The 12,055-nt window shown below is 63.6% G+C and carries 11 protein-coding genes and 1 pseudogene; 10 read left to right on the top strand and 2 right to left on the bottom strand.

Features of this window, described 5'->3' with window-relative positions:
- Window positions 1-156 precede the first annotated feature (156 nt).
- Window positions 157-1,272, top strand: coding sequence for an HD domain-containing phosphohydrolase (locus Q0S71_RS10325; protein ID WP_295994559.1), 1,116 nt, complete (start codon window positions 157-159; stop codon window positions 1,270-1,272).
- A gap of 50 nt (window positions 1,273-1,322) precedes the next feature.
- On the opposite strand, the gene Q0S71_RS10330 is transcribed toward Q0S71_RS10325, so the two are convergent.
- The gene (locus tag Q0S71_RS10330; protein ID WP_295994562.1) at window positions 1,323-1,805 is read right to left on the bottom strand and encodes an SRPBCC family protein; all 483 of its coding nucleotides are present in this window, start codon (window positions 1,803-1,805) and stop codon (window positions 1,323-1,325) included.
- Between the two features lie 191 nt (window positions 1,806-1,996).
- Between Q0S71_RS10330 and Q0S71_RS10335 the strand changes: the two genes are divergently transcribed.
- The 8 genes from Q0S71_RS10335 to Q0S71_RS10370 all read left to right on the top strand — a co-directional run bounded on the left by Q0S71_RS10335 (window position 1,997) and on the right by Q0S71_RS10370 (window position 10,577).
- Complete coding sequence (locus tag Q0S71_RS10335; protein ID WP_295994566.1) at window positions 1,997-4,042, top strand: UvrD-helicase domain-containing protein; 2,046 nt, start codon at window positions 1,997-1,999, stop codon at window positions 4,040-4,042.
- 29 nt (window positions 4,043-4,071) lie between these two features.
- Window positions 4,072-4,272: a SlyX family protein gene (locus Q0S71_RS10340; protein ID WP_295994567.1), complete on the top strand. Its 201-nt coding sequence runs from the start codon at window positions 4,072-4,074 to the stop codon at window positions 4,270-4,272.
- 75 nt (window positions 4,273-4,347) lie between these two features.
- Window positions 4,348-4,638, top strand: a complete 291-nt coding sequence (locus Q0S71_RS10345) for a type II toxin-antitoxin system RelE/ParE family toxin (RefSeq protein WP_295994571.1) — start codon at window positions 4,348-4,350, stop codon at window positions 4,636-4,638.
- Window positions 4,638-4,961, top strand: coding sequence for a HigA family addiction module antitoxin (locus tag Q0S71_RS10350; RefSeq protein WP_295994574.1), 324 nt, complete (start codon window positions 4,638-4,640; stop codon window positions 4,959-4,961). The genes Q0S71_RS10345 and Q0S71_RS10350 overlap by 1 nt, the downstream gene beginning before the upstream one ends.
- A gap of 460 nt (window positions 4,962-5,421) precedes the next feature.
- On the top strand, window positions 5,422-7,584 hold the full coding sequence (locus Q0S71_RS10355) for a M3 family metallopeptidase (RefSeq protein ID WP_295994577.1): 2,163 nt from the start codon (window positions 5,422-5,424) through the stop codon (window positions 7,582-7,584).
- A gap of 126 nt (window positions 7,585-7,710) precedes the next feature.
- Window positions 7,711-9,849, top strand: coding sequence for a M3 family metallopeptidase (locus Q0S71_RS10360; RefSeq protein WP_295994580.1), 2,139 nt, complete (start codon window positions 7,711-7,713; stop codon window positions 9,847-9,849).
- 225 nt (window positions 9,850-10,074) lie between these two features.
- Window positions 10,075-10,287 (top strand): VF530 family protein, encoded by a 213-nt coding sequence (locus Q0S71_RS10365; protein WP_295994583.1) that lies wholly within the window; start codon window positions 10,075-10,077, stop codon window positions 10,285-10,287.
- 11 nt (window positions 10,288-10,298) lie between these two features.
- Window positions 10,299-10,577, top strand: coding sequence for a DUF4404 family protein (locus Q0S71_RS10370; RefSeq protein ID WP_295994585.1), 279 nt, complete (start codon window positions 10,299-10,301; stop codon window positions 10,575-10,577).
- 88 nt (window positions 10,578-10,665) lie between these two features.
- Here Q0S71_RS10370 and Q0S71_RS10375 read toward each other — a convergent pair whose 3' ends face one another.
- Window positions 10,666-11,178, bottom strand: coding sequence for a DUF1269 domain-containing protein (locus Q0S71_RS10375; protein WP_295994588.1), 513 nt, complete (start codon window positions 11,176-11,178; stop codon window positions 10,666-10,668).
- A gap of 277 nt (window positions 11,179-11,455) precedes the next feature.
- Here Q0S71_RS10375 and Q0S71_RS10380 point away from each other — a divergent pair.
- Window positions 11,456-12,055: pseudogene (locus Q0S71_RS10380) on the top strand (YgiQ family radical SAM protein); the annotation flags it as partial.

Here is a 12,055-nt window from a genome sequence, read left to right on the forward strand (position 1 = left end):
ATACAACTCCTTACACGTCGCGCCGGCAAGATGGCCGTGGACGCGATATGCTGTGCTATTGGGCAATATTTATTAATGAAAAACATCTAGCACGCATACGCTGTCGGCATACTCTGTATCGCCTCTGTTGCAAGGGCGGCGATCACGGAGACGGCAGTGGAAATACGCAAGGTCACCCCGGCCGACGTGCGGCTGGGGATGTTGATTCCATGGGATGTGCACGGCGATAACGGCCGCCTGCTCGCGCGCAAGGGCTATCTGATTTCCAGTCCGTCGCAGATAGCCGCCTTGATCGAACGCGGCATCTATCAGGACGACAGCATAGAGGCCGACAGCAAGGAGCCGCCGTCGGTGTTGCGCAAACTCAATGCGGCGCAACTGGAATTGCAATTACTGCTGAGCGCCATCGCCAACGCGAACGCCACCCGCGACACCCGGCGCCGATTGGATGAAGTGGTGAGATTGGTGGTCGAAGCGGCGGAGTTGGACGCCGATGTCGCTATCGCCTGCATCTTGCACAATCAGACGGCGGCGTACGCGGTGCGCCACAGCGTCGATACGGCCGTGGTCGCTTACCTGATCGCGCGCAGTCTCGATGTGCCGGCGGCCATGTTGCGCAGCATCTGCCTGGCCGCGTTGACGATGAATGTCGGCATGTTCGACCAGCACGAACGCTCGCACGCCAGCCGCCTGCCCTTGTCCGCCGCGGACCGCGCCCATATCCGCCAGCACCCCTACGCCAGCGTGGCCTTGCTGCGCCGGGCCGGCGTCGACGATGAGCACAGCCTCGATTGCGTGCTGGCGCACCATGAAAACGACGACGGCAGCGGCTATCCCGCCGGCCGGAGCGGCGCCGACATTCCGCTGGGCGCCAAGCTGATCGCGCTGGCCGACCGTTATTGCGCCCAGGTGTCGGCCCGCGTCTTCCGCGCGCCGCTGCGGCCCAACCTGGCGTTGCGTGAAATTTTGCTACAGGCCGGCGTCACGGTGGACGCCCAACTGGGCGCCGGCCTGATACGTGAGCTGGGAATTTATCCGGTCGGCACTTGCGTGCAGCTGAGCAACGGCGAAATCGGCATCGTCGCGCGCAAGGGACTCAGCTCGACCACGCCCTATGTCGACAGCGTGGTCGGACCGCGCGGCGCGCCGCTCGATGTCTATTTGCGCCGCAAGACGGGCACGCTGCACACGATACGCAACGTGCTGGCCGCTAATCCCTCGCCGGCGCCGCTGCGGATGGAACTGATCTGGGGCCGCGCGGCCAGCCCCTAGCCGCGCCGGTCGGGTTCAGCTTGGGTCAGCTTAGTTGCGCTTAGTTGCGCTTAGTTGAGCCGGCTGTTCAGACGGCCTTGCTCGGCCATCTCGCGCAAGATGCGTATCGTATCGATATCTGACTCCTGATAGGCGGAGCGGCGGAATTCATCGTACATGGCGTTGGCCGCATCGGTCGCCTCGTCGCTGCCGTCGTCATATTCAAAGCGCACGTAGAGCGCATCGGAGCCCGGCGTTTCGATGGTCATCGTCAGGCTGGAGGCGCTGATGTCTTTTTGCGGCGCGACGTCGTAGCGCACCTGGCGCATCGGATGCAGCGTCACGCGGTCGTTGATGACCAGCTCGCCGTAACGCAGGCTGCGGCTGAAGCCGCTTTCGTCGCGCTCGCCCAGCGTGCACTCGTCCAGGTGGGGCACGAACAGTTTCGGCGACTCGGCGCGCAGCATCAGGCCGCGCCACATTTGCTCCACGGTCAGGGTGTCGATCAGCGGATTGAGCGGATCGTTGATTTCGATTAAATGTTCAAATTTCATGATGTGCAGCCGTCAAAATGGGAAGGGCGCCATTGCGCCCCAGGCACAATGGTAACGCAATGTCTGTATATATTACCGAAACGGCCGATATCAATGCCGGCGTCCGGCAAGCAAAGCGGCACGGTACAATGGCCGCTTGCCATCCCAGTGTCTACCTCACCCGCTCCGGAAACAATGTCCAATCTCATCCCATGTACGGCCTGAACGTCCCGCAGAGCGCCGCCGTCGCCTATCTGGACGGGCCGTGCCTGGTGCTGGCTGGCGCCGGTTCGGGCAAGACGCGCGTGATTACGCAGAAAATCGCCCATTTGATCGAGGACCGCGGCTACGATCCGCGCACCATCGCCGCGCTGACGTTCACCAACAAGGCCGCGCTGGAAATGCAGGAGCGTATCGCCAAGCTGCTCAAGCAGCCCAAGCAGGCCAAGCAGCTGACGGTGTCGACCTTCCACTCGCTGGGGGTGAAGATTCTGCGCCAGGAAGCGCGCGGCGTCGGCCTCAAGGACCGCTTTTCCATCATGGACAGCGACGACTGCGCTTCGCTGGTGCAGGATCTGGCCATCACCACCGACAAGCAGCTGATACGCCGCATCCAGACCGCGATTTCGCTGTGGAAGAACGGCCTGGTCGATCCCGAGGTCGCGCTGCAGCAGGCCAAGGACGAGGACGAGGCCCAGGCCGCGCGCATCTACCGCAGCTATGTGGCGACGCTGTCGGCGTATCAGGCCGTCGATTTCGACGATTTGATACGGCTGCCGGTCGAACTGTTCCGCCATAATGAGCCGATCCGCGACAAATGGCAGCGCCGCCTGCGCTATTTGCTGATGGATGAGTACCAGGACACCAACACCTGCCAGTACGAGCTGGTCAAGCTGCTGGTGACCGGCGTCGGCAAGAAGCCCATGTTCACGGCCGTCGGCGACGACGACCAGGCCATCTACGCGTGGCGCGGCGCCTCGGTCGAGAACCTGAAAACCTTGCAGACCGATTTCCCCGACCTGGAAGTCATCAAGCTGGAGCAGAACTACCGCTCGACGACGCGCATTTTGCAGGCGGCCAACGCCGTCATCGGCAACAATCCGAAATTGTTCGAGAAGTCGCTGTGGTCCGAGCACGGCCTGGGCGAGCCGATCAAGGTGCTCGGCATGGCCAACGACGAGCAGGAAGCGGAGCAGGTCGCCATCATGATTTCGGCCGACCATTTCGAGCGCAAGAACCACTGGTCCGACTACGCCATCCTGTATCGCGGCAACCACCAGGCGCGCATCATCGAACAGTGCCTGCGCAAGGAGCGCATTCCGTATTCGATTTCGGGCGGCCAGAGTTTCTTCGACAAGGCCGAAATCAAGGACATCATCAGCTATCTGCGCCTGCTGACCAACACCGACGACGACCCGGCCTTCATCCGCGCCGTGACCACGCCGCGCCGTGGCGTCGGCCAGTCGACGCTCGAAGCGCTGGGCACCTTCTCGGGACAGTGGCAGTGCTCGCTGTTCGAAGCCGTGTTCAAGGGCGGCATCGAGGGCAAGCTGAACGACCGGCAACTGGTGCCGCTGCGCCAGTTCTGCAACTTCATCAACGACCTCGAATCGCGCGCCAGCCGGCCCGGCCCGAGCGGCAGCGGAGACAACGCGGCGCAGGTGCTGGACGACTTGATGGAAGCGATCAATTACGAATCCTATCTCTACGATATGTTCGATGAGCGCGCCGCCCAGGGCAAGTGGCAGAACGTGATCGAATTCACCAACTGGCTCAAGGAGCGCGGCCGCGGCGGCAAGGAGCGCGACGGCGAGGAAAAGAACGTGCTGGAGCTGAGCCAGATGGTGGCGCTGATGTCCATGCTCGAAGGCCAGGACGAGGAGCCGGACCAGGTGCGCATGTCGACCCTGCACGCGTCCAAGGGGCTGGAGTTTCCGCACGTGTTCCTGGTCGGCGTCGAGGAAGGCATCTTGCCGCACAAGGGCGACCCGGACGCGCCTGCCGAGACCATAGGCGCGCGCATCCAGGAGGAGCGGCGGCTGATGTACGTCGGCATCACGCGCGCGCAGCGCACGCTGACCGTGACGTGGTGCAAGAAGCGCAAGCGCGCCGGCGAGCACGTCCACTGCGACGTGTCGCGCTTCATCAAGGAGATGGAGCTCGATGTCGGCACGGCCGTGCCGATGGAGTCCGAAGTGCTGACGCCGAAAGAGCGGCTGGCGCGCATGAAGGAATTGCTCAACACCCCGAAGGCGTAGAATGCCGGCTTTGCAATGAGGAGCACCCCGTGGACAGCGAAGACCGTTTCATCGACATAGAAATTAAAGTGGCCTACCAGGAAGATCTGCTGCAGTCGCTGAATCAGCGCGTCTACGAGCAGCAGCAGCAGATCGACAAGTTGGAGCAGACCCTGCTGGCGCTGGCGCAACGCCTGCGCGAACAGCCGCAGAGCGGCGGCATCGCCAACGACCGGCCGCCGCATTACTGATACGGCGCGCCGACCTTGACGTGAGCTAGCGCAAGCACCTCGCGGGTGTCATCCGGTAAATTACGATGTAATCCCATGGATGACATCATGATCCGCTCAATACGGCACAAAGGCTTGCTGAGGTTTTTCGTCCACGACGATCATCGCGGCATCCCGGCGCGATTCGCGCAGCGTATACTGAGGATGCTGGACCGCCTCGATCAATGCGCGAGACCTGAGGACATGGACATTCCTGGTTATAAATTTCATGCGTTGAAAGGCGGCCGCCAAGGTATGTATGCCATCAACGTCTCGGCCAACTGGCGCCTGACGTTTCGCTTCGAGGACGAGGACGCCGTCGATGTCAATCTGGAGGATTATCACTGATGAAATCGTTACGTGATGCGCGTCGCCGTCCGACCCACCCTGGCGCCGTGTTGCGCGAGGATGTGCTGCCGGCCCTGGCGATGACGCAAACCGAATTGGCCCGGCTGCTCGACGTCAGCCGCTTGACCGTTTCCGAATTGCTGCACGAGAAGCGCACCCTGACGCCGGAAATGGCGGTGCGCCTGGCCACCTTGCTGCATACGACGCCCGAAAGCTGGCTGCGCATGCAGGAGGCTGTCAGCCTGTGGGAAGTGCGTCAGCAGCCGGCGAAATTGGCTGCCATCAAACCCCTGAGTAAAGCGCGGCTGGCGCTGGCAGGATAGCCGTCCGGTGATCCAGTGCTGGCGCGCGCGGAAGCGGGACGGCTTCACGTCCGGCACACCTTGATGCTGAAACGCCACATTTGCGACACGCTGGTCTTGATATACGCAAAACCTTTATCCCCCACCGTACAGCCCGAGATATCGCCTGCCGCGCAGCGCGGCGGGTTGACGCGCGCCGGGCCTCACTTGCGGAATGAGTTCAATTGCTGGGTGTTGGTGACGGGCACTGGCAAGTAAGCCGAAATTAAGCCGAAGTATGCCGGCCGCGCCGTCGCCGGTTGGCCCGGCGGCGTCGCGCGCCGGCCTGGATGCGGCGCCGACGATATGGCAAACGCCCCAATCCGCGGCCATCGCGCCGATTTTTGCGGGTGACGCAACCATGTCGGCCTGCTATGATTTACCGCTCCCGTGCGGCGTCATCCGCGTCCGCATCCCTCGGCGTACTTTGAAAGATGTAAAAATGTCCCGTCCTCAAATGCTCGTACTCGCGGCCAGCCTCGGCCTGGCACTGACCCAGATGGCTTATGCGGCCCCCGCCGCGTCCGCCGCATCCGCCGCACCGGCGAGCGCCGCCACGCTGGCGTCGAATCCCTTCGTCAAGGCCAGCACGCTGCCGTTCAGCTACCCGGCCTTCGACCGGATCAAGGACAGCGACTATACGCCGGCGTTCGTGGAAGGCATGCGCATCCAGCTCAAGGAAATTGAGGCCATCGCCAACAACCGCAAGCCGGCCACCTTCGACAACACCATCGTCGCGATGGAAAAATCGGGCCAGATGCTGACCCGCGTGTCGACCACCTTCGGCAATCTGCACGGCGCCAACACCGATGACGCGCTCGACGCCGTCGACACCGACATGTCGCCCAAGCTGGCCGCCCACGGCGACGCCATCTTCCTGAACGCCAAACTGTGGGCCCGCGTCAAAGCGATCTACGACCAGCGCGACAAGCTGCACCTGGACGCCGAGTCCAAGCATCTGGTCGAGCGCTACCACACCGACTTCGTGCTGGCCGGCGCCAACCTGTCGGCGGCCGACCAGGCCAAGCTCAAGGTCATCAACGGCGACATCGCCACCCTGCAATCGACCTTCAGCCAGAACGTGCTCAAGGAATTGAACGCCAACGCCGTGCTGGTCGACACCCGCGAAGAACTGGCCGGCATGACCGACGCCGCCATCGCCACCGCCGCCGCCGCAGCCAAGGCCAAGGGCCAGGACGGCAAATACCTGATCGCGCTGGTCAACACCTCGGGCCAGCCGGCATTGGCCGTGCTGACCAACCGCGCCGTGCGCGAACGCATCATGGCCGCCTCGCTGGCGCGCGGCATCCACGGCGGCGAATTCGACAACCGCGACGTGGTGCTGAAAATCGCCAAGGCCCGCGCCGACAAGGGCACGCTGCTCGGCTACGCCAACTACGCCGCCTACTCGCTGGCCGACCAGACCGCGCACGACACGGCCACCGTCAACAAGCTGCTGTCCGAGCTGGCCAAGCCGGCCGTCAACAACGCCCGCAAGGAAGCGGCCGATCTGCAGGCCGTGGTCGACGCCGAAAAGGGCGGCTTCCAGGTCGACGCCGCCGACTGGGCTTTCTACTCCGACAAGGTGCGGGCGCAGCGCTTCTCGTTCGACGAGAACCAGCTCAAGCCCTATCTGGAACTGAACAACGTGCTGACCAAGGGCGTGTTCTACGCGGCCAACAAGCTGTATGGCCTGACCTTCAAGGAACGCAAGGACCTGCCGGTCTACAATCCGGACGTGCGCACCTGGGACGTGTACGACGCCGACGGCAAGCAGCTGGCCATCTTCATCGGCGACTACTACGCGCGCGGCAACAAGCAGGGCGGCGCGTGGATGGACGAATACGTGTCGCAGTCGTCGCTGATGGGCACCCACTCCGTCGTCGCCAACCACCTGAACATTCCGAAGCCGGCCGCCGGCGAGCCGACGCTGCTGACCTACGACGAAGTCAAGACCGCTTTCCACGAATTCGGCCACGCGCTGCACGGCATGTTCTCGAACGTGAAGTACCCGCGCTTCGCCGGCACCAACGTGCCGCGCGACTTCGTCGAATATCCGTCGCAGGTCAACGAGATGTGGGCCGTGTGGCCGGAAGTGCTGGCCAACTACGCCACCAACTACCAGACCGGCGCGCCTATGCCCAAGGAATTGCTCGACAAGGTGCTGGCCGCGAAAAAATTCAACCAGGGTTTTTTGACCACCGAGTATCTGGCGGCGTCGCTGCTGGACCAGCGCTGGCACCAGCTCACGCCGGCCCAGGTGCCGACCGATGTGGTGGCGTTTGAAACGGCGTCGCTCAAGGACATGGGCGTCGACTTCGCGCCGGTGCCGCCGCGCTACCGCACCGCCTACTTCTCGCACGCCTTCGCGGGCGGCTACTCGGCCGGCTACTACGCCTACCTGTGGGCGGAAAAGCTCGATGCCGACACCGTCGAATGGTTCAAGGAAAACGGCGGCCTGCAACGCAAGAACGGCGACTGGTTCCGCGCCAAGCTGCTGTCGCGCGGCGGCACCGACGACGCGCTGCAACTGTATCGCAACTTCCGCGGCCGCGACGCCAAGATCGAGCCGTTGCTGGAGCGCCGCGGTTTGACGGGCCAGTAATTCGCGCAGGCGTGATGCCGGCGTCACTACGGGGTCAGACCACGGTCTTGACCCCGATTTCGCTGCCGCCGGCGCATCGCCAACGCCCCGCCCTAATTAACTAAACTATTTATACAGTATAAATCCATGTCCAAACCCCGCATGATGATGATCGCCGCCGCCGGCGCGATGACGCTGGCCTTCGCCGGCGTGGTGCAGGCCGCGCCGGCCTCGCAGCTGCCGGCGTCGAATCCCTTCGCGCAGGCCAGCACCCTGCCGTTCCAGTACCCGGCCTTCGACCAGATCCACAACGAAGACTACGCCCCGGCCTACGCCGAAGGCATGCGCCAGCACGCGCTGGAAATCGACGCCATCGCCAACAATCCCAAGCCGGCCACCTTCGCCAACACCATCGTGGCGATGGAAAAATCGGGCCAGCTGCTCGCGCGCGTGGCCAGCGTGTTCGGCAACCTGTCCGGCGCCAACACCAACGACGCCATGGAGGCGCTGGACCGCGACCTGTCGCCCAAGCTGGCCGCCCACAATGACGCCATCCATTTGAATCCCAAGCTGTACGCGCGCGTCAAGTCGCTATACGTGCGCCGCGCCACGCTGCACCTGGACCCCGAGTCGGCCTATCTGCTGGAACGCTACCACACCGACTTCGTGCGCGCCGGCGCCCAACTGTCGGCCGCCGACAAGGAGCAGCTCAAGTCCTACAACGCCGAGCTGGCCAAACTGCAAACCACCTTCAGCCAGAACTTGCTCAAGGAAGCGAACGCCTCGGCGCTGATCGTCGACACCCGCGCAGAGCTGGCCGGCCTGTCCGACAAGGCCATCGCCAAGGCGGCCGAGACGGCCAAGGCGCGCGGCCTCGACGGCAAGTTCGCCATCCCGGTCGTCAACACCACCGGCCAGGCCTCGCTCGGCGCCTTGACCAACCGCGACGTGCGCAAACGCCTGATGGCGGCCTCGCTGGCGCGCGGCAGCCACGGCGGCGAATTCGACAACCGCGACGTGGTGCTGAAGATGGCTCGGCTGCGCGCCGAAAAGGCCGCGCTGCTCGGCTATGCCAACTACGCCACCTACGCGCTGGAAGACCAGACCGCGCACGATCCGGCCGCCGTCAACCAGTTGCTGGCCGAATTCGCCAAGCCGGCCGTCGCCAACGCGCGCAAGGAGGCGGCCGACCTGCAAGCGGTGGTCGACGCCGAACACGGCGGTTTCAAGGTCGACGCCGCCGACTGGTCCTTCTACAGCGACAAGGTGCGGGCCCAGCGCTACGCCTTCGACCAGAACCAGCTCAAGCCGTATTTCGAGTTGAACAATGTGCTGTTCAACGGCGTTTTCTACGCCGCCAACAAGGTCTACGGCCTGACCTTCAAGGAGCGCAAGGACTTGCCGGTCTACGACCCGGACGTGCGCGTGTTCGACGTGTTCGACGCCGACGGCAAGCAGCTGGCCATCTTCATCGGCGACTACTATGCGCGCGGCAACAAGCGCGGCGGCGCGTGGATGAACGCCTACATGACGCAGTCGAAGCTGATGGGCACCCGTCCGGTGGTGGCCAACCACCTGAACATACCGAAGCCGAACGCCGGCGAGCCGACGCTGCTGACCTACGACGAGTTGCGCACCATCTTCCACGAATTCGGCCACGCGCTGCACGGCATGTTCTCCAACGTCGAATATCCGCGCTTCTCCGGCACCCGCGTGCCGCGCGACTTCGTCGAGTTCCCGTCGCAGGTCAACGAAATGTGGGCGGTCTGGCCTGAAGTGCTGGGCAATTACGCCAAGCACTACCAGACCGGCGCGGCCATGCCGCAGGAATTGCTCGACAAGGTGATGGCGTCGAAGAAATTCAACGAAGGCTATCGCACCACCGAATATCTGGCGGCGTCGATACTGGACCAGCGCTGGCACCAGCTGGGCGTGGACCAGATTCCCACCGACGTGCTGGCGTTCGAGGCCGGCGCGCTCAAGGATGCGGGAGTCGACTTCGCGCCGGTACCGCCGCGCTATCGCACCACCTACTTCTCGCACGTGTTCGCGGGCGGCTATTCGGCCGGCTACTACGGTTATCTGTGGGCCGAGAAGTTGGACGCCGATACCGTGGAATGGTTCAAGGAGCATGGCGGCATGAAGCGCGAGAACGGCGACTACTTCCGCAAGATGCTGCTGTCGCGCGGCGGCACGGTCGATGCGATGAGTATGTATCGCGCCTTCCGCGGCCGCGACGCGCAGATCGGGCCGCTGCTCGAGCGGCGCGGTTTGACGGCCAACTAAGCCGACGGCGCTCATATCGATAGCGTAGCGTTGACGTTTAAACGAGACCCCGCAGTAGGGGCGCGGACCGTAGCCGGCGGCGCTGAATGCGGGGTCTGACTCCGCTCTCGACCGCGATGGGCCATGGCCGTAGGCAAGCCCGGTGGCGCGATAGCCGCTGCCCGGGTTTGCGTGTATAACTTGGGTATATACTGCGGTCGTTATCCCGAGAGATAGAGCATCGCCATGAGTGTGCAGGAATTACACGGTATTACCTTAGAATCGCTGCTGACTAGGCTGGTCGAGCATTACGGCTGGGAGCAATTGGCCCAGCGTATCGACATCAATTGCTTCACCAGCGATCCGAGCATCAAGTCCAGCCTGAAATTTTTACGCAAGACGCCGTGGGCCAGGACCCGGGTCGAAGAACTCTATCTGGCCACGCAGTTTATCAATTGAACGGGGACGCTATGGACAGCACGCTGAAAGACTCACTGAAAACCCTGCACGGCAAACTGGCCACGACCGGGCCGGTGGACGAGGAATTGCTGGAGCTGTTGCGGCAGCTCGATGGCGACATCAAGCTGTTGCTGGAACGCCGCGCCGCCGCCGCCGCGCCGCCGTCGACGACCACCTACGGCCTGGCCGAGCGCACGCAGGAAATTTCGGCCAAGTTCGCGGCCCAGCATCCGGCCATCGAGCCGGCGCTGCGCGAGCTGGGCACCATCCTCGCCAGCATGGGCATCTGAGGAAGCGGCAGCGCCATAAAAAAGGCCGGCCCAAGCCGGGCCGGCCCCACTGCTAAATCCCGGCGCGTCAGACGCCGGGCGGCCAGCGTTACGGAAACGCCAGCATCGGCGGTTCGCTACCGCCAAAGCTGATTTCGGGATGACGCCGCGCGATCATCTCCTCGATTTCTGCCACGCGCCGCAAGGGCACGTCGATGATCAACAACACTTGCCCCGCTTCGATCCCCGGCGCGAACTGCCGCAGCCGCGTGTTCGGGATCGCCGCCGCGTTCATGCCGGAGGCCCAGCCGCCGAACAGGGCGCCGCCCAGCGTGACGAGCAAAATGGCCGCCGTGCGCAGGCTGAAGCCGTCGGGCGGGAACATTTCCAGGAAAATGCCGGCGCCCAGGCCGACGATGGCGCCGATCACCATGCCCAGCTGGGCGCCGTGGACCAGATCGGTCTTCTGGAAGAAGCTGACGTCCGGCATGTCCGGCGCCAGCGCGCCGTCGCGCGCCATGAAGCGCATGTGGCCGATTTCTATGCGCGCCAGCAGCAGTTCGTCGAGCATGGCGCGGGCGTTCGGGACCGATGGCAACATGAAATACAGGCGGCGTCGCATGATACTCTCCTCAGTGGACTCTCTGTTCGTTATAGCAAACCTGGCCGACAAAGCAAGGTGACTCTGACATCGCTTGCAATATGGCCGTCGCGTCATTATTTTTACAAGTTATTGAAAAATAAAAGGTTTTTGAAAAATACCTGCTTAAAAAAACGGCATGACATCAGCAGGACGCCGACATTTCCGGTACAATCTCGCCGATATGAGCTCCCCTACCCATTTATTCGCGACCGTTCCCAAGCGGTCTGCGCGCGCTGCCGTCGCGCCTTTCCTGCCCATGTCCCGCGCCGAAATGGATGCGCTGGGCTGGGATGCGTGCGACGTCATCCTCATCACCGGCGACGCCTACATCGACCATCCCAGCTTCGGCATGGCGCTGGTCGGCCGTTTGCTGGAGGCCCAGGGTTTCCGCGTCGGCATCATCAGCCAGCCGGACTGGCTGTCGGCCGACGCCTTCCGCGTGCTCGGCAAGCCCAAGCTGTATTTCGGCATCACGGCCGGCAATATGGATTCCATGGTCAACCGCTACACGTCGGACCGCAAGATCCGCTCCGACGACGCCTACACCGCCAACGGCGAACCGAACAAGCGCCCCGACCGCGCCGTCACCGTCTACGCCCAGCGCGTGCGCGAAGCCTATCCCGGCACGCCGGTGGTGATCGGCTCGATCGAGGCGTCGCTGCGCCGCATCGCCCACTTCGACTACTGGTCGGACAAGGTGCGCCGCTCGGTGCTGACCGATTCCAAGGCCGACCTGCTGATCTTCGGCAACGCCGAGCGCGCGCTGGTCGACCTGACCCACCGCATGGCCGCCGGCGAGGACATCAAGTCCATCCGCGACCTGCGCGGCACCGCCTTCATGGTGCCGGCCGGCTGG

The sequence above is a fragment of the Rugamonas sp. genome, from assembly GCF_025354735.1.
Taxonomy (GTDB): domain Bacteria; phylum Pseudomonadota; class Gammaproteobacteria; order Burkholderiales; family Burkholderiaceae_D; genus Rugamonas.

Excerpts from the sequence above, each read along its gene's own strand:
- Q0S71_RS10330 (WP_295994562.1), bottom strand. The coding sequence starts at position 1,805 with ATGAAATTTGAACATTTAATCGAAATCAACGATCCGCTCAATCCGCTG.
- Q0S71_RS10335 (WP_295994566.1), top strand. The coding sequence starts at position 1,997 with ATGTACGGCCTGAACGTCCCGCAGAGCGCCGCCGTCGCCTATCTGGAC.
- Q0S71_RS10345 (WP_295994571.1), top strand. The coding sequence starts at position 4,348 with ATGGATGACATCATGATCCGCTCAATACGGCACAAAGGCTTGCTGAGG.
- Q0S71_RS10350 (WP_295994574.1), top strand. The coding sequence starts at position 4,638 with ATGAAATCGTTACGTGATGCGCGTCGCCGTCCGACCCACCCTGGCGCC.
- Q0S71_RS10355 (WP_295994577.1), top strand. The coding sequence starts at position 5,422 with ATGTCCCGTCCTCAAATGCTCGTACTCGCGGCCAGCCTCGGCCTGGCA.
- Q0S71_RS10360 (WP_295994580.1), top strand. The coding sequence starts at position 7,711 with ATGTCCAAACCCCGCATGATGATGATCGCCGCCGCCGGCGCGATGACG.
- Q0S71_RS10365 (WP_295994583.1), top strand. The coding sequence starts at position 10,075 with ATGAGTGTGCAGGAATTACACGGTATTACCTTAGAATCGCTGCTGACT.
- Q0S71_RS10370 (WP_295994585.1), top strand. The coding sequence starts at position 10,299 with ATGGACAGCACGCTGAAAGACTCACTGAAAACCCTGCACGGCAAACTG.
- Q0S71_RS10375 (WP_295994588.1), bottom strand. The coding sequence starts at position 11,178 with ATGCGACGCCGCCTGTATTTCATGTTGCCATCGGTCCCGAACGCCCGC.